Origin of the sequence: Streptomyces sp. NBC_01788 (genome assembly GCF_035917575.1) — a bacterium.
Classification (GTDB): domain Bacteria; phylum Actinomycetota; class Actinomycetes; order Streptomycetales; family Streptomycetaceae; genus Streptomyces.
Map to the genome: position 1 here is coordinate 1455852 of NZ_CP109090.1, position 21420 is coordinate 1477271.

Genomic DNA, 21420 nt, shown 5'->3' on the forward strand with positions numbered 1-21420 from the left:
GCCCCCACCCTTGGTCAAGACCAATCCTCGTTCCCTCGGACAGCGCACAGGAGCATGTCGCACGGTGTTCACAAGCCGTTCGCACGACGCCGGAAGCGCCGGGAGCCGGCCGGGTTCAGGCGGTCAGGGACCGCAGCTTGTCGGGGTTCCGGACGATGTAAACGACCTGGACGCGCCCGTCGCCCACGTCGAGCTGGAAGACGCTGTCGGGCTTGCCCCCGGACAGCATCAGCACGGCGGGGCCGCCGTTGATCTCCAGGAAGCGGACGGACGGATCCGTGATGCCCTCGTGCGCCACGCCGACCAGGAAGCGGCCCACCTTGTCGGCACTCTCCAGGACCCGCAACGGCGCCCTGGCCTTGCCGCCGCTGTCGCCCACCAGGCGGGCGTCGGGCGCGAGCAGCGACATCAGCCCCTCCAGGTCGCCGTCCGCCGCCGCGGCCAGGAACCGCTCGGTGAGGTCGCGACGCTGGTCGGGGTCGGCCTCGTAGCGCGGCCGCCGTTCGCCGACGTGCCTGCGGGCCCGGCCGGCCAGTTGGCGGACCGCGGGCTCGCCTCGGTCGAGCAGGGCGGCGATCTCCGCGTACGGATAGCCGAAGGCCTCTCTCAGGACGAACACCGCGCGCTCCAGCGGCGACAGCGTCTCCAGGACGACCAGCACGGCGAGTGACACGGAGTCGGCGAGGACGGCCCGCTCCTCCGCGTCCGGGACGGTCTGCGCGAGATCAGTGACCAGCGGTTCCGGCAGCCAGGGGCCGACGTACGACTCGCCGCTCGCCTTGATCCGGCGGAGCCGGTCGATGGCGAGCCGGGTGGTGACCCGCACCAGGTAGCCGCGCGGCTCGCGCACGGCGCTCCGGTCGGCGGCGGACCAGCGCAGCCAGGCCTCCTGGAGCACGTCCTCGGCGTCCGCGACCCGCCCGAGCATGCGGTAGGCGACTCCCATGAGGACGGGGCGGTGCTCTTCGAAGACTTCGGTGCCGGTATCGGTGGTCACGCCCCTCATCCCAGCCGACGTCCGGTGTTCGTGTCCAGGCGCGCCGGGCGGGGTGCGCCCTCCGTGGCCGAAGAACGGCGTTGGCGTTCCGGACCTCGTCCCGTCCGGGGGCTACCGGTCGGTAGCAATTGCTGACAGTCTGTCTACCACCGTTGTCGGCGTCCCCCACGAGGAGCACCCATGTCCGCCACCGTCTCCTTCGAGGTCCCCTCCGCGCACGGCCCGCGGACCGTGACCCTCTCCTACGCGCGCGTGGGCGACGGCGAACCGCTCCTCCTGCTGCACGGCATCGGACACCACCGCCAGGCCTGGGACCCGGTGGTCCACCTGCTCGCGCCCGAACGCGAGGTGATCACCATGGACCTGCCGGGCTTCGGCGCCTCCCCCGCGCTGCCCGAGGGGCTCCGGCACGACCTGCCCACGATGAACGTGGTCCTGGGCGCCCTGTGCGAGGCGCTGGAGATAGAACGGCCCCATGTGGCGGGCAACTCCCTGGGCGGCCTGCTGGCCCTGGAACTGGGCCGCGAAAAACTCGTACGGTCCGTCACCGCGCTGGCACCGGCGGGGTTCTGGACGCAGTCCGAGCGGCGTTACGCCTTCGGCGTGCTGCGGACGATGCGCGCGCTCGCCCGGCGGATGCCGTTGCCACTGGTCGAGCGGCTCTCCCGGACGGCGGCCGGCCGCAGCGTCCTGACCAGCACCATCTACGCCCGTCCGGCCCGCCGTTCGCCCGAAGCGGTGGTGGCCGAGACCCTGGCCCTCGCGCGGGCGAGCGGATTCGAGGAGATCCTCCGGACGGGCGTCGGCGTCCGCTTCACCGACGTCCTGCCCGGCATCCCCGTCACCGTGGCCTGGGGCACCAAGGACCGGCTGCTGGTGCGCCGCCAGGGAGCGCGCGCCAAGCAGATCATCCCCCGGGCCCGGCTCGTGCGCCTGCCCGGCTGCGGGCACGTCCCGATGAACGACGACCCGGCCCTGGTCGCGCGCGTCCTCCTGGACGGCAGCCGCTGACCAACCGTCTGACCGGGCACCACGACCGCATGCGCCTCGTCCTCTGAGGCGCCACCTCTCCCCCCGTCCCGCGAAGGGGGTTTCCGCAGGTCGGGGCCGGTTGTCAGTGGTCGCTTCTACGGTTTTTCCATGACGCGATCCTTGCAGGCCGTGGCCTATTGCCGACCCTCCGCGCTGGAACCCTCCGCGGGCGGACAGTTCCTCGGACTTGAGACGTCCAGGGGTGCGACGCCCTCGGGCGTCCAGGACCATCCGCGGTTCTTCTCAGGCTTCCTGACGTCTCCTCAGGTTGCCTCGGCCGGGCTGCTGGCGGTGGCGGACGTCGCGGCCGCCCGCTATTACAAGCCGCAGTTGCGCGCCTCCCTCGACCCGGTGGTGACGGGGAACGGCGACCGGCTGCGCTTCGAGTCCTTCTCCGGCTGCTGCGGGGTGTACGCGCGCCTGGACGTGCTGCGCTCCGGCCTGGACGGCGGCGAGGTGGGGCACGGCACGACGAACGTCGACGTCAACAACCCGCTGCGCGAGGCGCTGTCCCGGATCGGCTCGGACGATCCGCTCCATATGCGGGTGGGCCCGGAAGAGCTGGCCGTGACCACCCTGGACGGACCCGTGGTGGAGAAGAAGGTGCCGCTGCCGGACCGTTGGTTGCGCGGGTTCGCGGAGGCCCAGGTCATAGCCGCCGGCTTCGATCTGCGGGCCGAACTGCCGGCCGCCGAGGCCGTGCGGTTCCTGCGGTCGCTGCCGCGGAGCGGGCCGCGGGGTGCCGGGGGCGGTCCGCGGTGGGTGGTTCCGGCGGGTCGCGTCCTGCGGCCGACCACCCGGCCCGTGCCGGGCGCGGTCTGCCTGCCCGGGCCCGAGCGGCTTGCCGCGCTGCAGCGGGTGCTGAGGCATGCGACAGCCCTGCGCGTGTACGGCCCGGCAGTCGCGGGCGCCGCCGCCACGGCCGGCGCCTGGGAGGCGGTCCTGCCCGGCATGCGGCTGACGCTGACGCTGTCGCCCGACGCCTCGCGCGGGTTCTCCGGCGAGGGCGGGGTGCTGGACGCGCTCGCCACCGACGAGGCGGCCGAGGACGCGGAGCTGATCGCGGTGCTGCTGGCCTGGGAACCCCGCGTCGACGTCGCCGACCTCGCCGCCTCCTCCGGGCTCACCCCGGAGCGGGTCCGGGCGGCGCTGGTCCGGCTCGGCACCTCGGGCCGGGTCGGCTACGACACCGCGGAGGCGGCGTACTTCCACCGGGAGCTGCCCTACGACGCGGATCGCGCCGAGCGGCACAACCCGCGTCTGCGGGCCGCCCACGCGCTCGTCGCCGCGGGAGCGGTCGCCGTCGACGGCGCCCTGGCGACGGTGACGGCCGAGGACGGGCACGCGCACCGGGTGCGTGAGGACAAGGGCGTACTCAGCTGCAGTTGCCAGTGGTGGGCGAAGTACCGGGGCGGGCGCGGGCCCTGCAAACACGCGCTGGCGGTGCGGATGGCGCGGCGGGGCGCCGCCTCATCGGAGCAGGACCTTGTGAAGCAGGACGTGGCACGAGTCGACGGGGGTGTGCGATGACATCGCTGATGGAGGCAGTGCGGGCTGGGCGGACGGCCGAGGTGATCGGTCTGCTGAACGCCATGACCGACGCCGAACGCCGGGCGTACTTCCCGGAGTTGAAGGCTCTGCGCAAGGAGCTCAGAGCGACCCGCTGGGACACGCCGTCCCGCCGCGCGTACCCGGCGCTGTACGTGGCCGGGGTCGCGTGCCAGACCGGCGCGGCCGGCGTGGCGAGCTGGATCTCGGCCGCCGACATGCGCTGGCCGGGAGTCTCCCCCGCCGTGCTGCTCCGCGTCCTCGCCGACCGGGAGACCGGGTGGCTCGCCGATCTGGCGGACCGGCTCGCCCAGCGGCCCGCCAGTTCAGGGGTGCCCTACGAACTGATGTCCGCCCTGGTGCGCCTGGCGGGCTGCCCGGTGCCGACGACCAACGCCTATGTACGAGGCTGGGCCCAGCAGGTGGGCGGCGAATGGCGGCACGGCAACACCTTGGTGGAGCGGCTGCGCACGGACCCGCACCTCGTACCGCTCGTGGCCGCGCTCTTCGAGGTGAACGACATCGGCGGCCTGCTGCAATGGGCGGCCGACGAAGGACCCGGCAGCTGGCACGGGGCGCTCGGGCAGCTCACGGCGGAGGGCCGACTCGACCGGAAGGCCACGGTCGACGCCTGCGTGGCGCGCCTGCTGCGGGGCGGCACGACCGCCGACCACCGGGCGTTCCTGCGGGTACTGACGTCCCTGGCGCTGACACGCGAGGAGCAGCGGGAGCGGGTGGCCGACTGGATGGCGCTCACCTCGGACGCGGTGCCCCCGGTGGCTTCGCACGCCCAGTCGGTGCTGAGCACGCTGGCCCTGGACGGGCAGCTGTCGCATCGCCACCTGGCCGAGGTCTCCGGTGCGGTGCTGTTCCGGCCGGAGCGCAAGCTGGTGCGGGCCCAGCTCGTCCTGCTCGGCAAGGTACTCGCCCGCGACGCCGCGGCGGCCGACGAGCTGCTGCCCGCCGTCGCGCAGGCCTTCGGGCACGAGGACGCCGGCGTGCAGGAACGGGCGCTCAAGCTCGCCCAGCGGCATGTGATGAAGGTCCGCTCCGCCGAGGTGCGTGCCGACATCGCGCTCGCGGCAGAGGAGCTGATCCCTCCGCTGCGCTCACAGGCGGTCGGATCGCTGGGCGCGGCACCGGTGAAGGCGGCCGCGACGTACGAGGAGGTGCTCCCGCTGGTTCCCGAGCCGGCGCGTCTCGCCCCCGCGGCGGCCTCGGTCGTCGAACTCGCCGAGGAGGTGGGGGCCGCGCTGGAGTCCGACACCGACGTGGCCGGTTTTGAACGCGCCCTGGACGGGCTGGTGCGCCACGCCCACCGCGACCGCGACGCCCTGCTCCGGGCGCTGGAACCGGTGATCTCCCGCCGGTGGTGGGACGGCACCGACCAGTACTACGACCTGCGGCTCAATCACCAATTCGGCGACGCCCAGGGCAGCTTCGACGCGGCCGGGGGCCTGGACCTGCTGCTCGTCACACTGCGGGGAAAGCTGAAGACCGGCACGCTGCACGGCTCGGGCCGGGCCAGGACTCCGGGCCGTACCTGCGTGCACACCGCGCTCTCCCAGGCCTTCGACACCCGCCTCTGGGAGGTGGCGTGCCGGATGCGCACGGATCCCCTGCCGTTCCTGCTCTCGACTCCCACCTGGAGCACGGGACCGCTGGAGCCGGACGAGCTGGTGGAGCGGCTCGACGCGTACCGGCGGCTGGGAGCACGCGTGTCGGAGGCCGACTTCGCGCAGGCGCTGCTCCGGGTGCGGCGGGCGGACCGCCCGGCGGCAGCGGCGGCGGCGGAGCGGGCGGCGGCCCTGGGCACGGCGGAGGGGAGGCGGCTCGCCCGCTGGCTGACCGCCGGCGCCCCCGTGCTGCCGGCGATCCGGCGCCGCACATCGGCCTCGCGGATACTGGCGGAGTCCGGTGAACTCCTCGAGCTGCAAGAGGACTTCCCCGAGGCCTTCCGCGCGCTGGGCGAGCCGTCCAGCGCCTTCACGGAAAGCCGCTACTGCTACCACTGGGACTACTCCACGCGCCCCCACTGGCTGGCCGTGCTGCCCGAACTGCGTGAGCTGGTGGCCGTGCGGCTCCTGCGGGACCTGTCCTCCCTGGCCGTGGACGACACGCGGGGCGCGGCCTCCGTCCTTCCGCCGCTGGCCGAGTCCGGCGGTGAGGCGGGCGAGGCGACGCACCTGTGTGTGGCGTACGGGCTGGGCGCCCGGCACCCGGAGGACCGGCTGGCCGCCGTGGACGCGCTGCTCGTCCTCGCCGCGCGCGGGCAGCTGGACGTCTCCCGTCTCGGCGCGGACCTCGGAGAGCTGGTGCGGGACGGCGCGGTGAAGCCGCTGCGGCTGGCGGAGTCGCTGCGCACGGCCGCGGCCACGGGGGCGTACGCCACCGTGTGGGGTCTGCTCGGCCACGCCCTGCCGCCGCTGCTCTCCGACCTCGCCGCCGACAAACCGGACGGGCCGGTGCGGGGGCTCGGTGATCTGCTGGCCGTGGCGGCCGAGTGCGCCGAGCGGTCGGGGGCGCGGGGCGACCTGCCGCATCTTGCGCGCGCGGCGGACCGGGGCGGCTCGTCGCGTCTGGTCGCACAGGCCCGCCGGCTGCGCGGCGCGCTGGCCCCGGAGGCGGCCGCCGCCTGACCCGGCGCCCGCCCGGCGGACCTCTGGAGACCATCACAACGAATTCGACGACTACGACAACTACGACGACTTCACGGAACATCCTCACGAAACGACGACGAAAGGTGCGAACATCGCTTTACTCATCGGTCACAGCGCGTTCGCGATCACGCAACACCGCTCCGCCACAGTGGTCGTATGACTGGAGAAGTGTCGAACACGCCGTGGTCGAAGCACGGACGCCGGGCGCATCACCGGCGGCGGGACCTGGTCGAACTGGCCGCGCTCTGCACGGCCGTCGCCGTGGCCGACGCAGTGGCGAACCTGATCGGCCACGGCCCCGGCGGTACGGCCCCGCTGATGATCTCGGCGTTCGCTCTGGTGGCCACGGCGGCCTTCCACACATGGTGGGCACGCCGCCACGGTCACGCACCGCCCGCGGACGATACCGGCGCCCGGCCGCTCACCGCCCAGCAGGCCGGGCCGGCGGCCCCCGGCCCCGCGGCGGCCGAAGCGGCGCCGGGCGACAGTGCGCTGTGGCGGATGCGGACGACCGTGCGGGACGCGCCCGGTGCGCTGGCCGCGCTCTGCGCGGCACTGGCCGCCCGGCACGTGGACATCCTCAGCCTGCAGACGCATCCGCTGGCCGAGGGCACGGTGGACGAGTTCCTGCTGCGCGCTCCCGGCGGGCTCGAGGCGTCGGACATCACCTGGGCGGTCGCGCTGGCCGGCGGTGCCGACACGTGGATCGAGCGGGCCGACGCGCACGATCTGGTGGACGCGCCCACACGGGTCCTGGGCCTGGCCACGCGCACGGCGCTCGACGCGGCGGAACTCCCGCTGACACTGCGGCAGTTGCTGGGACGGTGCACCATCCGTTCGCTGCCGGACCGGCCGGCCCCGGCCGGGGGCTCGCAGGAGGTGCCGGCCGAAGGGGCGCTGGAGGACACGGTGATGCGGCTGCGGGCGCCGGAGGGCGGGACGATCACCGTGGAGCGGCCGTACCTGCCCTTCACGCCCACCGAGTTCGCGCGGGCGCGCGCCCTGGTGGAGCTGGACACCCGGCTCGGACCGCGCGTTCCGCGCGGCCAGGACGTGCTGACGCTGCCCGAGGGCGACGCGATCACCGTGCGCAGGGCCGGCGCCGGCGACCTCGCGGCGGCCCGGGAGATGCACGGCCGCTGCTCGGCGCGCACCCTCGGCCTGCGCTACCACGGGCCGGTCGGCGACGCCGACCGCTATCTCGACCACCTGCTGAGCCCGCGGTTCGGCCGTACGCTGGCCGCGCGGACCGCCTCCGGGCGGATCGTCGGCCTCGGCCATCTGCTGTGGGACGGCGACGAGACGGAGGTCGCGGTGCTCGTCGAGGACGCCTGGCAGCGCCGCGGCGTCGGCGGCGAGCTGCTGGGCCGGCTGGTCGCGATGGCCGTCGAGGCGGGCTGCGCGAGCGTGTACGCCGTGACGCAGGCGGCGAACACCGGCATGGTCGCCGCCATGCGGGGCCTCGGCCTGCCGCTCGACTTCCAGATCGAGGAGGGCACCCTGGTCGTCACGGCCCGGCTGGACGCGACCCCGGTGGCCACCCGCCTGCCGTACGACGCCGAGCGGGCGCGGGCCGAGGGTTCCCGCCCGCGGGACTGAGCAGCGGCCTCGGAGGGGGCGCGGCCCGGAAGGGTCCGGCCGCGCGGCCCGGCGCCCGGTCCAGGACCGCCGGGCCGCGCGCCATCCGGGCCGCCCGGCTCAGCTCATCGCCTGGTGCAGCCCCCTCACCTGCGGCTGTCCCGGCCGCACCCCCAGCGCCCGGTCCAGGTCGGCCCACAGGTCCTCGACGTCCTCCAGGCCCACCGACATCCGCAGCAGCCGGTCGCCGACCCCGGCGCCGCGCCGGTCGTCCGCGTCGACGATGCGATGGCTGATGGACGCCGGGTGCTGGATCAGGGTGTCGACGCTGCCGAGGCTCACGGCCGGCGTGATCAGGCCGACGCCGCCGATGACGTCGTGCGGGTCGCCGTGCACCTCGAAGGCGACCATCGCGCCGCCGATGGACGGGTAGTGCACCCGGGCGACGCGCGGGTCGTCCGCCAGGCGGGCGGCCAGTTCCGCGGCGGTGGCGGAGGCGGCCCGCACCCGGACCGGAAGCGTGGACAGCCCGCGCAGCAGCAGGTATCCGGCGAGCGGGTGAAGCACCCCGCCCGTGGCGAACCGGACCTGCCGCAGCCGTCCGGCGAGTTCCTCGTCGCAGGCCACCACGCCGGCCATCACGTCGCCGTGGCCGCCCAGGTACTTGGTGGCACTGTGCAGCACCAGGCGCGCGCCCTGCTCGGCGGGGCGTTGCAGCACAGGGGTGGCGAAGGTGTTGTCGGCGAGGAGCGGCACGGAGCCGCAGGCGTGGGCGACGGCCCGCAGATCCACCTCGGCCAGCGTCGGGTTCGCCGGTGTCTCGACCATGACCAGGCCGGTGTCCGGGCGCAGCGCGTCGGTGATCCCGGCCGGGTCGGTCCAGGTCACCTCGGTGCCGAGCAGCCCGGCGGTGAGCAGGTGGTCGCTGCAGCCGTACAGCGGGCGCACGGCGACGACGTGCCGCAGACCCATGGCGGAGCGGACGAGCAGGACCGCGCTCAGCGCGGCCATGCCGCTGGCGAACGCCACCGCGGACTCGGTGCCCTCCAGCCGGGCCAGGGCGGTCTCGAAACGGGCGACGGTGGGATTGCCGAGCCTCCCGTAGACCGGGGTGCCGTCGAGTTCGGCGCCGTCGGTGGCGAAGGCGTCGATGCGGGCGGCCTCGGCGCGGCTGTCGTAGGAGGGGTAGGTGGTGGACAGGTCGATCGGCGGGGCGTGCAGTCCCTGCCGGGCGAGGTCGTCACGGCCGGCGTGCACCGCCTCGGTGGCCAGTGCTCTGGGTGCGGGGCGCACGGCGTCGTACGCGGGCGTGCTCGCGGAGTCCAAGGGCGTGTCCATGACCGAAGGGTGAACAGCGGCCGGGATCACGGGGCCGAAGGCCGTGCTACGTTCGCCCCATGGCCGAATCCGTCGTACTGGATCCGGTGGATCTGCATCTGCTGCGGCTGTTGCAGAACGACGCCCGGACCACCTATCGCGACCTCGCCGCGCAGGTCGGGGTCGCTCCGTCGACCTGCCTGGACCGGGTGGCCCGGCTGCGCCGCTCGGGGCTCATTCTCGGCCACCGGCTGCGGCTCGACCCCGCCAAGCTGGGCAGGGGTCTTCAGGCGCTGCTGTCGGTGCAGGTCAGACCGCACCGGCGGGAGCTGGTGGGACCGTTCGTGGAACGGATCCGGGCGCTGCCGGAGTCGCTGACCGTGTTCCATCTGACCGGTCCTGACGACTACCTGGTCCATGTCGCGGTCGCGGACATGTCCGACCTCCAGCGCCTGGTCCTGGACGAGTTCACGGCCCGGCGTGAGGTGGCCCGGGTGGAGACCCGGCTGATCTTCCAGCAGTGGGACTGCGGCCCCCTGCTGCCGCCCGGCGCGCAGCCGGGCACGCTCTCGGCGAAATCGGACCGAACAGAGCCCGGAGCGGGGTAAACCGGGCTGACGCGGGGCGCCCGTCCGTACGAGGATGGTCGGCATGTCACAGACCAAGAACCCGCTGCCCCGTCAGGTCGCCGACGCCTACGTCGACGAACTCATCGCCCTCGACCCGCTCACCGGCACCTATCTCGGCGTGAAGGAGAGCTCGAGCAGGCTGCCCGACACCTCGCCCGCCGGCCAGCAGGCGCTCGCCGACCTCGCGCGCGCCACCCTCGCCCGGCTGGACGAGGCCGAGCGGCAGCCCGGCGCGGACAGTGACATCGAGCGCCGGTGCGCCCGCCTGCTGCGCGAGCGCCTGACCGCGGAACTCGCGGTGCACGACGCCGACGAGGGCCTGCGCACGGTGAGCAACATCCACAGCCCGGTGCACTCGGTGCGCGAGGTGTTCACGATCACCCCGAGCGCCACCGACGAGGACTGGGCCGCGATCGCCGAGCGCCTGCGAGCCGTGCCGGCCGCACTGCGCGGCTACCGCGAGTCCCTCGCCCTCGGCCTGGACCGCAAGCTGCACGGCGGCCCGCAGCCGACGGCGATCTTCATCGAGCAGCTCACCGAGTGGTCGGACACCGACGGCAGGGGCCGCGGCTGGTTCGAGGACTTCGCCGCCGAGGGCCCCGAGTCCCTGCGCGCGGAACTGGACGACGCCGCCCGTACGGCGAACGCGGCCCTCGCGGAGCTGCGGGACTGGATGCGCGACGTGTACGCGCCGACGATCGGCGACGCCCCGGACACGGTCGGCCGTGAGCGCTACGCCCGCTTCTCGCGCTACTTCAACGGCACGGACCTGGACCTCGACGAGGCGTACGCGTACGGCTGGTCGGAGTTCCACCGGCTGCTCGGCGAGATGAAGCAGGAGGCCGAGAAGGTCCTGCCCGGTGCCGAGACCCCGTGGGTGGCCCTCGCGCACCTCGACGAGCACGGCACGCACATCGAGGGCGTCGACGAGGTCCGCCAGTGGTTGCAGGACCTGATGGACGAGGCGATCGAGGCGCTCGACGGCACCCACTTCGAACTGGCCGAGCGGGTGCGGAAGGTGGAGTCGTGCATCGCCCCGCCCGGTGGTGCCGCGGCGCCCTACTACACGGCGCCGTCCGCCGACTTCTCCCGGCCGGGCCGTACCTGGCTGCCGACCATGGGGCAGACCCGCTTCCCGGTCTACGACCTGGTCTCGACCTGGTATCACGAGGGCGTCCCCGGCCACCATCTCCAGCTCGCCCAGTGGGCGCACGTGGCCGACGACCTCTCGCGCTACCAGGCCACCGTCGGCGGGGTCAGCGCCAACGCCGAGGGCTGGGCGCTGTACGCGGAGCGCCTGATGGACGAACTCGGCTTCCTGACGGACCCGGAGCGGCGGCTCGGCTATCTGGACGCGCAGATGATGCGCGCGGTCCGCGTCATCATCGACATCGGCATGCACCTGGAGCTGGAGATTCCGGCGGACTCGCCGTTCCACCCGGGTGAGCGCTGGACGCCGGAGCTGGCGCGGGAGTTCTTCGGCGCGCACAGCAGCCGCCCGAGGGACTTCGTGGCGAGCGAGCTGATCCGCTATCTGTCGATGCCCGGCCAAGCGATCGGCTACAAGCTGGGCGAGCGGGCCTGGCTGCTGGGCCGGGAGAAGGCCAGGGAGCGCCACGGTGCCGCGTTCGACGCGAAGGCCTGGCACATGGCGGCCCTGTCCCAGGGCTCGCTGGGCCTGGACGACCTCGTGGACGAACTCTCCCAGCTGTGAGCCCGGTCGGGGCGGCCGTCCTCCGGCCGCCCCGACGGTCCCACGCGCTCGCTCCGCTCAGCCCGCCCCGCGCAGCCGTACGGCCGACCCCGACCTGTCCTTCACCACCTCGAGTTGGGCGTGGACGCGCCGTCGCAGGTCGGCGACGTGGCTGACGATCCCGACGCTGCGGTCGCGTTCGCGCAGGGAGTCGAGGACGTCGAGGACCTCGTCCAGGGTCTGGTCGTCGAGGCTGCCGAAGCCCTCGTCGATGAAGAGGGTGTCCAGGCGCACCCCGCCTGCCTCGTCCGTGACGACGTCCGCGAGGCCGAGAGCGAGGGCGAGCGAGGCGAAGAACGTCTCGCCGCCCGACAGGGTCGCCGTGTCCCGCTCGCGGCCCGTCCAGGCGTCGACGACGTGCAGTCCGAGACCGCTGCGGCCGCGGCCGGCCCGGTCGTCGGAGTGGACGAGGGTGTAGCGGCCGGACGACATGCGCCGCAGGCGTACGGTCGCGGCGGCGGCCACCTGTTCCAGGCGGGCCGCGAGGACGTAGGACTCCAGGCGCATCCTGCGCTCGTTGTCGGCCGAGGTGCCCGCGGTGAGGGCGGCGAGGCGGGCCACACGGTCGTACTCCTCCCGCAGCGGGGCCAGTCGGCGTACGCCGGTCGCCGCGCGGGCGGAGAGCCGGTCGAGTTCGTCGCGACGGCGGTCGGCGGCGTCCCGCGCGGAGACGGCCTCGCGCAGCCGCCGGTCCGCGTCGGCCTCGGCGGCCCGGGCTGCGGTGAGGTCGGCGGGCGGCTGGTGTGCGGCGTCCGCGGTGTCGGCCTCGGCGAGGACCGTGCGCACGGCGGCCTCCTCCGTGTGCCAGGCGTCCAGGCGCCGTTGCAGCTCGCGGTGGGCGGCGTCGTCGAGGAGAGCGGCGGACGCGGCCTCGGGGGTGTCGAAGCCGGCCCGGAACGCGGCCTCGGCGAGTCGTCCGTCGGCGTCCTTGAGCCGCTCGGCGCTGTCCTCGGCGGCGCGTGCGGCGTCGGCGGCCCCGGTGAGCAGTGCCGCGCGCCGCTCCAGTTGGACGGCCCGCGCGGCGACGGTCCCGGCGGTTCCCCTGGCGTGGGTCAGCTCCGCCTCCAGGGCGGCCTTCTCCCGGTCCAGGCTCTCCCGCAGTGCCAGCCGGGAGGTCGCCCGGAGTTCGGCCTCCCGGCGGTCGGTCAGCCGCCGCTCGCGCTCCTGCTCGGCGCTGAGCAGTTCCCGCTGTGCCGCGTGCAGGGCGGAGGCGTCCCGGCCGGCTTGAGCCAGCTCGGCTTCCAGCTCCCCGGCTTCCTCGGCGAGTCGCGCCGTGGGGGTGTCGCCCGCCTCGGCGGTGGCTGCGGCCAGTTCCTCACGTACGGCGCCGAGGCGGCGCTCGTCCCGGGCACGCTGTTCCTCGGCGGCCTGGTGCTCGCCGAGCGCGCGCTCCTCCGCCTCGCGGTCGACGTGCCCGGCGACCTTGCGCGCGGGTGTGGGGTGTTCGGTGGCGCCGCAGACGGCGCAGGGCTCTCCGTCGGTGAGGCTCGCGGCGAGTTCGGCCGCGATGCCGTTCAGGCGCTGCTCCTTCAGGTCCAGCCAGTGGTCCTTGGCGTCTGCGGCGGCCTCGGCGGAGGCGAGTGCCCGCTGCCGCGCCTCCTCGGTGTCCGCGGCCAGTGCGTCGCGCACCTGGGCGGCGGCGAGCCGCCGGCGCGCGGGTTCGAGCCGCAGGGCGAGCCCCTCGCCCCGGGCGGCGGCCTCCTGGGCGATGTCGATGCGCGTCCGCAGCTCCGCCCGGGCCGTCTCCCACCCCGCGAGCCAGGCCTCGGCCTCCTGGAGCACGTCGTCGTCGGCGCGCTCCTGCCGGTCCGCCGCGGCGCGCTGGGCGACGACGTCGGCCAGGCGCAGCTCGGCGCGGCGGGCCGACTCCAGCCCGCCCAGTTCCTCGGCGGTCCGGCGGGCGGCGGCGGCCAGTCCGGCGGCGCCGGAGTCGGCGAACTCCGCCGGGAGCGCCGCACGCGCGCGTGCCTCGGCGGCGGCCGCCCGGCGGTGCCCGGCGTCGGCGGCCTCGCGCAGCTCCAGCGCCGGTGCCACCGTCTCGGCCTTGCGCCCCCGTTCCATGCGTGTCTGAGCCTCCCGGTGGGCACCGGCCCGCTCCGCGAGGCGCTCGGCGCGCTCCCGGGCCTCGGCGTACCGCTGTTGCAGCCGGGCCGTTTCGCGTACCCGGTGCAGCGCCGCCTCGGCGTCGGCGTGGGCGGACTCGGCGGCCGTGAGCCGGCAGCGGGCGACGGTCAGTTGCTCGCGCGCGGTGGCGCGGGCGACGGCGGCCGCGGTGAGGACGGCCTGTGCCAGGCCGGGCTCGCCCGGCGCGAGTTCGGGCAGCTCCATGGCGTCGCCCGCCGCCTGCTGCATGCGGTGCGCGTCGGCCAGCAGCGCCGCGTCGCCCTCGCGCACCCGGGCCTCGGTGGCGCGCCGGCGCTCGGCGAGACGCTTCTCCACCGCGGCGAAACGGTGTGTGTCGAACAGTCTCCCGAGCAGCTTGCCGCGGGCCTCGGCGTCGGCGCGCAGGAACCGTGCGAAGTCGCCCTGGGGCAGCAGGACGACCTGGCAGAACTGCTCGCGGCTCATCCCGAGCAGCTGGGTGATCTCCTCACCTGCCTCCTGGTGGGAGCGGCTGAGGTCCTTCCAGGCACCGGCGCTCGCGTCGTACTCGCGCAGCAGGCTCTGGGCCTTGTCGAGCGTGGTGCCCGTGCCGCGCTTCTTGGGGCGCTCCCAGGGCGGCAGGCGGGTGACCTCCAGCCGGCGTCCGGCGACGGTGAGGTCGAGGGTGACCCTGGTGCGGGTGCCCGCGGCGGCGTGGTCGCTGCGCAGGGTCGTGCCCTGTCCGCTCTGCCGGGCGCCGGGGACCGCGCCGTACAGCGCGTAGCACACGGCGTCCAGGACGGAGGTCTTGCCCGCGCCGGTGGGGCCGTGCAGCAGGAACAGCCCGGCGGCCGACAGCGCGTCGAAGTCGACCGTCTGCGAGCCGCCGAAGGGGCCGAACGCGGTGATGTCGAGACGGTGCAGCCTCACCGCGCCACCTCCCGTACCGCCTCGTCCGCTCGGACCTCGTCGAACGTCTCGCGCAGCACCGCCCGTTCGTGCTCGTCGGGTGCCGCGCCGCGCACGTGGGCGACGAAGTCCTCCGCGATCTGCTGGTCGCCACGGCCGGCCAGCCGGCGGGCGTAGGACACGTCCGGTTCGCCGGGCGCGCGTTCGGGCTCGAAGACGAGGCTGAGGGTGTGCGGGAAGCGCTCGGTGAGGCGGGCCATGGGTTCGGCGGGGCGGACCGGGTCGGTGAGCGTCGCCTCGACCCACGCCTCGCGGTGGCGGTCGAGGTCCGGGTCGGCGAGCAGGTCCTCCAGCGTGCCCCGGATCCGGGCCAGGGCGCGCGGGACCGGGCAGTCGACCCGCTCGGCGCCCGCGAAGCCGTCGGCGTCCAGGTCGACGAGCCACATGCTCTTGCGGTGGGCGGCCTCGGAGAAGGAGTACGGCAGCGGGGAGCCGGAGTAGCGCACGCGCTCGGTGATGGTCTGACAGCCGTGCAGATGCCCCAGGGCGGTGTAGTCGACGCCGACGAAGACGCCCGCGGGGACGGCGGCGACCCCGCCGACGGTGATGTCCCGTTCACTGTCGCTGGGCTCGCCGCCGGTGACGAAGGCGTGCGCGAGGACGACGGAGCGGGTGCCACGCGCACGCGTGGCGAGGTCGGCGCGGACCCGGTCCATGGCGGCGCCGAGCACCGCCTCGTGGCCTGCGCCGTCGACCGCGAACTCGTCCTTGACCAGGGCGGGTTCGAGGTAGGGCAGACCGTAGAGAGCGACCTCGCCGTGCGTGTCCGTGAGGACCACCGGGGTCCCGCACGCCGACGGTTCGGTGCGCAGGTGGATGCCCGCCCGGTCGATCAGCCGCGCGCCGACGCCGAGACGGCGGGCCGAGTCGTGGTTCCCGGAGATCATCACCGTGGGCACGCCGAGGCCGGCGAGCCGGTGCAGGGCGTCGTCGAAAAGCTCGACCGCTGCCAGCGGGGGCACCGCACGGTCGTACACGTCTCCCGACACGACCACCACGTCGACGTCGCGCTCGCGCACCGTCGTGACGAGGTGGCCAATGAACTCGGCCTGGGCGTCGAGCATGTTCACGCGGTGGAACGCCCGGCCCAGATGCCAGTCGGAAGTGTGCAGGAGCCTCATGGTCCTCGAAGACTAACGGCCGGGTCTGACATCACGGGCGGATACTTCCGTATCGACCATCACACACGACGCGATACCGGACGATTGGTGCGGTATGCCCGATGTTTCACGCATCTCCGTAGGCCTCGCCGCCCAGTTCGAACCCGGCGGTCCCGGCCGTGGCGTCCGCGAGCCATGCCCGGAAGGCGTCCACGTCGGCGTCCGGCAGGCCGATCTCCAGGGTGACGGCCTCGCCGTAGCGCACGTCGCGCACCTCGCGCCCGGTGGACCTGAGGTCGTTCTGCACCTTGCCGGCCCGCTGGTGGTCCACGGTCACGGTGGCGATGCGGAACCTGCGGCGGGTACGGGTGCCGAGCGTGTCCAGGGCCTCGCCCACGGCTCCGCCGTAGGCCCGGATGAGGCCGCCCGCGCCGAGCTTGACGCCACCGTAGTAACGGGTGACGACGGCGACGACGTACCGCATGTCGCGGCGCAGCAGCATCTGGAGCATGGGGACGCCCGCGGTACCGCCCGGCTCGCCGTCGTCGCTCGCCTTCTGGATCCCGGCGTCGGCGCCGATGACGTACGCCCAGCAGTTGTGCGTGGCGTCGGCGTGCTCCTTGCGGACGGCGGCGACGAAGTCCTGGGCCTCCCGCTCGGTGGCCGCCGGGGCGAGAGCGCACAGGAAGCGCGAGCGGTTGATCTCGGTCTCGTGCACGCCCGTGCGTGCGACTGTGCGGTACTCGTCCTGCATCGGTCCAGCCTATGCGGCGCCGGAGCCGGTGCCGCAGGAGGGTTCACTCCGGACGTCCGGGGGAAGGCGCGGCCGCCGGCACACGTACGCGGTTCAGCGCCGCTTCTTGGTGCCCCTGGGCACGGTCAGCTCCGTCAGGAGGGCGGCGCCCGGGGCGAGGGACGGCCAGCCGGGGCCGTACCAGGACAGGACGGCGATCGCGGAGGTCGGGAACTTCGTCCGGAGGCGCTCCAGCGTGTCGTCCAGACCGTCGCCGGCCAGTTCCAGGACCAGGTCCTCCAGGCCCGGGTTGTGGCCGATCAGCAGCAGCGTCTCCACCTCTGGCGGCGCCTCGCGCACGGCGGCGAGCAGCTCGGGCACGTCGGCGGCGTACAGCCGGCGGTCGTGGCGCACCGGCGGCGGGGTGCCCCACTGGGCGGAGGCCAGGTCCCAGGTCTGCCGGGCGCGCAGCGCTGTGGAGCACAGCGCGAGGTCCGGAAGGCAGTCGGCCTCGGCGAGCGCGCGGCCCGCCGCGGGCGCGTCCCGGCGGCCGCGGGGAGCGAGGGGACGGTCGTGGTCGGCGACGCCCTCGGGCCAGGCGGACTTGGCGTGCCGCAGCACCACCAGGCGGCGCAGCGGGCCGGCTCCGGTGCGGGCGATCACGGCGTACGCCCCAGGTCGCGTGCGAGGTCGACGCCGAGCAGCCGGTCCGCGTACGCGTACGTCTCGAAGCGGGCGCCGTCCGCCAGGTCCGGATCGGTGCCGACCCACTCCAGCACCCGCAGGACGGCCGCCACGTCCAGGTCGTCCTCCCAGGCGCCGCGCAGCCGTCCGCGCACCTGGTCGGGGACCGGCCGGGAGGGCCGGCGCGCCCACTCGGCGACCGCCGCGCGCCATCGCGCCAGCTTCTGCCGGGCGTCGTCCAGCGCGGCCTCGTCCAGCCGCACGGGCCGGGTGTGGCGGCGAGTGAGCAGCGCCAGGCGCCAGACGGCGGGGTCGTCGTCGTGCGCGGGGACGGACGGTACGGCCGCGTCGACGGGCGCGACGGCGACGCGGACTCCCCCGGCCGCGGTGTCGGCGCCCTCGGCGGCCACATGGACGACCTGGGCCTTGCCCGGAGCGATGCCGACGCCGCGGCCGTCCTCGAAGGGGCGGATGCCGAGGGCGGTGGCGGCCGCCCGCAGCTCCTGCTCCTGTTCCCGGCCACCGGACAGCAGCGGCCACACGGGCGTGCCGTCCAGTTCGAGGGCGCGGGCGAGGATGTCGGCGACCAGCAGCACGCGCAGACCCGAGGCGTCGCAGCCGGACGCGTGCGCCTCGACACGGGTCAGCCCATGACGGGCGGGGGCGGCGTCCACGGGCTCGCCGGTTCGGGCGTCGATGATGCGCAGCACGGCCCGAGCGTAGGCCGCCGGACGGCCGCGCGCAGTCCGGCGGCGCGCGTTCCGGACACGGCGGCGCGTTCCGCACCGGCCGGGAATCGCCGGGCGGCGCCCGTCGTTGGCCGGACGGAAACCCTTCCCGAGACGAGGAGACCCCTGGTGTACGGCGACGCTGCGACCATCCGGAAGATCCTGACCGAGCACGGTGACACCTGGGCGGTCGTGGGGCTGTCCTCGAACCGCGGCCGGGCCGCGTACGGAGTCGCCGAGGTGCTGCGGCGCTTCGGCAAGCGTGTCGTGCCGGTCCACCCGAAGGCGGAGACGGTGCACGGCGAGCAGGGGTACGCCTCCCTCGCGGACATCCCCTTCGACGTGGACGTGGTCGACGTGTTCGTCAACAGCGATCTCGCCGGCCAGGTCGCCGACGAGGCCGTCGCCAAGGGCGCGGGGGCCGTCTGGTTCCAGCTCGGAGTGATCGACGAGCCCGCCTGCGAACGCACTCGCGCGGCGGGCCTGGACATGGTCATGGACCGCTGCCCGGCCATCGAGATCCCCCGCCTGGGCTGACGCTTCCGAGCGGGCGGCCGGGCGGGGCGCGGACAGCGCCTGTTACTCGGAGATCACCTCCCGCTGGGGCCGCCGAGGTCAGACGCCCAGGCCCTCCAGCACCACCGCGCCCGGGAGTTCCGCGAACGCCTTGCCCGGGACCAGGAGTTTGCCGCGGCGGCGGCCGCTGCCGACCAGGACGTAGGGGAGGTCGACGACGCGGGAGTCGACCAGGAGGGGCCAGGCGTCGGGCAGTCCGATCGGGGTGATGCCGCCGTACTCCATGCCGGTCTCCCCGGTCGCCACCTCCATGGGCGCGAACGAGGCCTTGCGGGCGTCGAGTTGGCGGCGCACGACGCCGTTGACGTCGACGCGCGTGGTGGACAGCACCAGGCAGGCGGCCAGCCGGGTCCCGCCGCCGCGCCGGCCCGCCACGACCACGCAGTTCGCGGAGGTCTCGAGCAGGTCCTGGCCGTAGTGCTCGACGAAGACGGCGGTGTCGGCCAGCTCCGGGTCGGTCTCGACGTACAGGATCTGGTCGGCCGGGACACAGCCGTGCCAGTGGCGTACGGCGTCGGCGACCGGGCGGGTCAGCTCGTCGAGGCAGTCGGGGGCGGGGGTGGCCTGGTCGAAGTTCCCGATGGGTGCGCGCATGACCGCACGCTAACAGCCGCGCAGGGCGGTGCGGCGGGGCGTCTCAGTGCACGGGCGGGACCGACACGGCCATCAGCATGTCCATCGGCTCGGCGCCCGCGTTGGCGTACGTGTGCGGGGTGTCGGCCTCGAAGGAGGCGCTCGCGCCCGCAGGCACGCGGTAGTCCACCGCGTCGACGGTGAGCGTCAGCTCCCCCGCGGTGACGTGCACCAGTTCGACGGTGCCGGTGGGGTGCGGGTCGGAGGGGCTGCCCTCGCCGGGCATCAGGCGCCACTCCCACATCTCCAGCGGACCGGGGGCCTCGGCACCCGCCAGGAGCCGGTTGAAGCTGCCGGCGTCGGTGTGCCACAGGCGGACGGCCTGGTCGGCCGGGACGACGCGGACCCGGGGGCCCTGCTCGTAGTCGAGCAGGGTGGTGATGCTGACGCCGAGCGCGTCGCCGATCTTGACGACGGTGCCGAGGCTGGGGTTGGTGCGGGCCTGCTCGATCTGGATGAGCATGCCGCGGCTGACTCCCGCACGGGCGGCGAGCGTGTCCAGGGTGAAGGCCCGCTCGGTACGCCAGCGTTTGACGTTGCGCGCCAGGGACTGGGTCAGCAGTTCGAGGTCCGACACATTCCGTCCAATATTTTGGATGACAGAGTTTACTTCGCTGAACTACGGTGGGTTGCACCCGATCGTTCACCGAACTGTACTGCGAGGCGCGTCGTGACAGCATTCTTCGCCCTGGCCACCAGCCTCCTGTGGGGTCTGGCCGACTTCGGCGGCGGACTGCTCACCCGGCGCATGCCCGCGCTGACGGTCGTCGTGGTCTCCCAGTCCGTCGCGGCGGCGGTGCTGGGCGTGATCGTCGTCGCCACCGGCGGCTGGAGCGAGGCCGGACCGCGGCTGTGGTTCGCGTTCGCCGCGGGCCTGGTCGGTCCGGTCGCGATGCTCTCCTTCTACAAGGCGCTCGCTCTCGGCCCGATGGGCGTGGTCTCGCCGCTGGCCTCGCTCGGCGTGGCCGTTCCGATCTCCGTCGGCCTGGTGCTGGGCGAGCGGCCGGGACTGCTCCAGGTCGCGGGGATCGCGGTCGCCGTCACCGGGGTGATGCTCGCGGGCGGGCCGCGCCTCGGGGGCGCCGCGGTGCAGCGGCGGGCGATCGGGCTGACCCTGGTCGCGGCCCTCGGCTTCGGGACAGTGTTCGCGCTGATCGCCGAGGCCTCCATCACCGTCACCGGCCTGTTCCTCGCGCTCTTCGTACAGCGTGTGACCAATGTGGCGGTGGGCGGGGTGGCGCTGTACGCCTCCGCCCGGCGCGGCGGGCCCGTGCTGCCGGAGGCCGGCTTCCCCTGGCGCTCGCTGCCCGCCCTCGGCTCCGTGGGCCTCGCGGACGTCGCGGCCAACGGCACGTACTGCGTCGCCGCGCAGCACGGCCCGGTCACCGTGGCCGCCGTCCTCGCCTCGCTCTACCCGGTGGTGACCGCGCTCGCCGCCCGCGGCTTCCTCAGTGAACGGCTGCGGGCCGTCCAGGCGGCCGGGGCGGGCCTGGCGCTGGTCGGGACACTGCTGCTGGCGACGGGCTGAGCCGCGGGTCCGGCCCGCCGACGGCCCGGACCGGATCAGCCGCCCTCGGTCTCCAGCCCGGCCAGCCGGGAAACAGGCTCTCCGTCCCACTCGGCGACGCTCTCCCCGTCCAGCTCCGCAAGCGCCAGCAACTGCTCCGGAGTCATCCCCTGCGGTATCGGCACCGGAGCCGGGGTCCGCAGCGGCGGCTGCCAGCCCTCGGCGGTGGTCCAGCGGCGTACGACCTTGGCGGGCGCCCCCGCGACCACCGCGTGGTCGGGTACCTCGCCGCGCACCACGGCACCGGCCGCCACCACGACGTTCCGCCCGATCCGCGCCCCGGGCAGGATCACCGCGCCGGTGCCGACCCAGCAGCCGGAGCCGATCTCCACCGGCTCCATCCGGGGCCACTGCTTGCCGATGGGCTGGTGCGGGTCGTCGTAGGAGTGGTTGGTCGAGGTGACGTAGACATAGGGGCCGAAGTAGCAGTCGCTGCCGATGGTGACCGTGGTGTCGGCGATGACGTGACTGCCGCGGCCGAGCACCACCCCGTCCCCGATGCGCAGGATCGGCTCCGGGCCGAGGTCCAGGTCGGGCATCAGACCGGCGGTCAGCGTGACCTGCTCGCCCACGATGCAGTGCGCGCCGAGATGGATCCACGGTTCGCCGAAGACCGTGCCGAGCGGGAAGGCCAGCCTGGTACCTGTTCCCATCGCGCCGAAGCGGAGGCGTCCGGGGCGCTCCGCCGTGACGGAACCCGTGCGCTGCACCCAGGCCCAGCCCGCGTGGACGGCGCGCTGCGCGAGGCGGCGCCACCATGATGAGAACGTGTTCCTACGCGTGGGCACCCGCTCACCGTACTCAGCCCGGGCCACGCCCACGGCGCCGCACGTC

General features: G+C 74.5%; 18 protein-coding genes. 8 read left to right on the forward strand and 10 right to left on the reverse strand.

The genetic code is table 11. The features are described 5' to 3' along the window. Nucleotides 1-115: 115 nt before the first annotated feature. Nucleotides 116-997: an RNA polymerase sigma-70 factor gene (locus OIE49_RS06795; protein ID WP_326801540.1), complete on the reverse strand. Its 882-nt coding sequence runs from the start codon at nt 995-997 to the stop codon at nt 116-118. 180 nt (nt 998-1177) lie between these two features. On the opposite strand from OIE49_RS06795, the gene OIE49_RS06800 reads away from it, so the two are divergent. The 4 genes from OIE49_RS06800 (at nt 1178) to OIE49_RS06815 (ending at nt 7836) form a co-directional block, all read left to right on the forward strand. Next, a complete protein-coding gene (locus OIE49_RS06800; protein WP_326801541.1) occupies nt 1178-2008 on the forward strand; it encodes an alpha/beta fold hydrolase in 831 nt (276 codons plus the stop codon). Between the two features lie 129 nt (nt 2009-2137). Continuing rightward, the gene (locus tag OIE49_RS06805) at nt 2138-3559 is read left to right on the forward strand and encodes an SWIM zinc finger family protein (protein ID WP_326801542.1); all 1422 of its coding nucleotides are present in this window, start codon (nt 2138-2140) and stop codon (nt 3557-3559) included. Then, entirely contained in the window at nt 3556-6216 is a 2661-nt protein-coding gene (locus OIE49_RS06810) for a DUF7824 domain-containing protein (protein WP_326801543.1), read from the forward strand. Before OIE49_RS06805 ends, OIE49_RS06810 begins: the two co-directional genes overlap by 4 nt. A 177-nt stretch (nt 6217-6393) precedes the next feature. Continuing rightward, the gene (locus OIE49_RS06815) at nt 6394-7836 is read left to right on the forward strand and encodes a GNAT family N-acetyltransferase (RefSeq protein ID WP_326801544.1); all 1443 of its coding nucleotides are present in this window, start codon (nt 6394-6396) and stop codon (nt 7834-7836) included. A gap of 99 nt (nt 7837-7935) precedes the next feature. On the opposite strand, the gene OIE49_RS06820 is transcribed toward OIE49_RS06815, so the two are convergent. Then, complete coding sequence (locus OIE49_RS06820) at nt 7936-9153, reverse strand: trans-sulfuration enzyme family protein (RefSeq protein WP_326801545.1); 1218 nt, start codon at nt 9151-9153, stop codon at nt 7936-7938. 59 nt (nt 9154-9212) lie between these two features. On the opposite strand from OIE49_RS06820, the gene OIE49_RS06825 reads away from it, so the two are divergent. Next, nucleotides 9213-9740, forward strand: a complete 528-nt coding sequence (locus OIE49_RS06825) for an Lrp/AsnC family transcriptional regulator (protein ID WP_326801546.1) — start codon at nt 9213-9215, stop codon at nt 9738-9740. Nucleotides 9741-9783: 43 nt separating this feature from the next. Beyond that, on the forward strand, nt 9784-11475 hold the full coding sequence (locus OIE49_RS06830) for a DUF885 domain-containing protein (protein ID WP_326801547.1): 1692 nt from the start codon (nt 9784-9786) through the stop codon (nt 11473-11475). A 57-nt stretch (nt 11476-11532) separates the two neighbouring features. Here OIE49_RS06830 and OIE49_RS06835 read toward each other — a convergent pair whose 3' ends face one another. The 5 genes from OIE49_RS06835 to OIE49_RS06855 all read right to left on the reverse strand — a co-directional run bounded on the left by OIE49_RS06835 (nt 11533) and on the right by OIE49_RS06855 (nt 17792). Continuing rightward, on the reverse strand, nt 11533-14526 hold the full coding sequence (locus OIE49_RS06835) for an SMC family ATPase (protein ID WP_326801548.1): 2994 nt from the start codon (nt 14524-14526) through the stop codon (nt 11533-11535). After that, on the reverse strand, nt 14523-15686 hold the full coding sequence (locus OIE49_RS06840; RefSeq protein ID WP_326801549.1) for an exonuclease SbcCD subunit D: 1164 nt from the start codon (nt 15684-15686) through the stop codon (nt 14523-14525). Before OIE49_RS06840 ends, OIE49_RS06835 begins: the two co-directional genes overlap by 4 nt. Nucleotides 15687-15792: 106 nt before the next feature. Beyond that, nucleotides 15793-16419 (reverse strand): YigZ family protein, encoded by a 627-nt coding sequence (locus tag OIE49_RS06845; protein ID WP_100567277.1) that lies wholly within the window; start codon nt 16417-16419, stop codon nt 15793-15795. Between the two features lie 93 nt (nt 16420-16512). Beyond that, on the reverse strand, nt 16513-17061 hold the full coding sequence (locus tag OIE49_RS06850; protein ID WP_100567276.1) for a SixA phosphatase family protein: 549 nt from the start codon (nt 17059-17061) through the stop codon (nt 16513-16515). Continuing rightward, nucleotides 17058-17792: a hypothetical protein gene (locus tag OIE49_RS06855; protein ID WP_326801550.1), complete on the reverse strand. Its 735-nt coding sequence runs from the start codon at nt 17790-17792 to the stop codon at nt 17058-17060. Before OIE49_RS06855 ends, OIE49_RS06850 begins: the two co-directional genes overlap by 4 nt. Before the next feature lie 147 nt (nt 17793-17939). Here OIE49_RS06855 and OIE49_RS06860 point away from each other — a divergent pair, with 147 nt between their 5' ends. Continuing rightward, entirely contained in the window at nt 17940-18347 is a 408-nt protein-coding gene (locus OIE49_RS06860) for a CoA-binding protein (protein ID WP_326801551.1), read from the forward strand. 78 nt (nt 18348-18425) lie between these two features. Here the strand turns inward: OIE49_RS06860 and OIE49_RS06865 are convergent, their stop codons facing one another. Further along, nucleotides 18426-18980, reverse strand: a complete 555-nt coding sequence (locus OIE49_RS06865) for a YbaK/EbsC family protein (protein ID WP_326801552.1) — start codon at nt 18978-18980, stop codon at nt 18426-18428. A gap of 43 nt (nt 18981-19023) precedes the next feature. After that, nucleotides 19024-19596 carry a helix-turn-helix domain-containing protein gene (locus tag OIE49_RS06870; protein WP_326801553.1) on the reverse strand — a complete coding sequence of 191 codons (573 nt, stop codon included), beginning with the start codon at nt 19594-19596 and terminating at the stop codon, nt 19024-19026. Nucleotides 19597-19689: 93 nt separating this feature from the next. Between OIE49_RS06870 and OIE49_RS06875 the strand changes: the two genes are divergently transcribed. Then, nucleotides 19690-20547 (forward strand): DMT family transporter, encoded by an 858-nt coding sequence (locus OIE49_RS06875; protein WP_326801554.1) that lies wholly within the window; start codon nt 19690-19692, stop codon nt 20545-20547. Between the two features lie 35 nt (nt 20548-20582). Here the strand turns inward: OIE49_RS06875 and OIE49_RS06880 are convergent, their stop codons facing one another. Beyond that, a complete protein-coding gene (locus OIE49_RS06880; protein WP_442812218.1) occupies nt 20583-21374 on the reverse strand; it encodes an acyltransferase in 792 nt (263 codons plus the stop codon). Nucleotides 21375-21420: the final 46 nt, after the last annotated feature.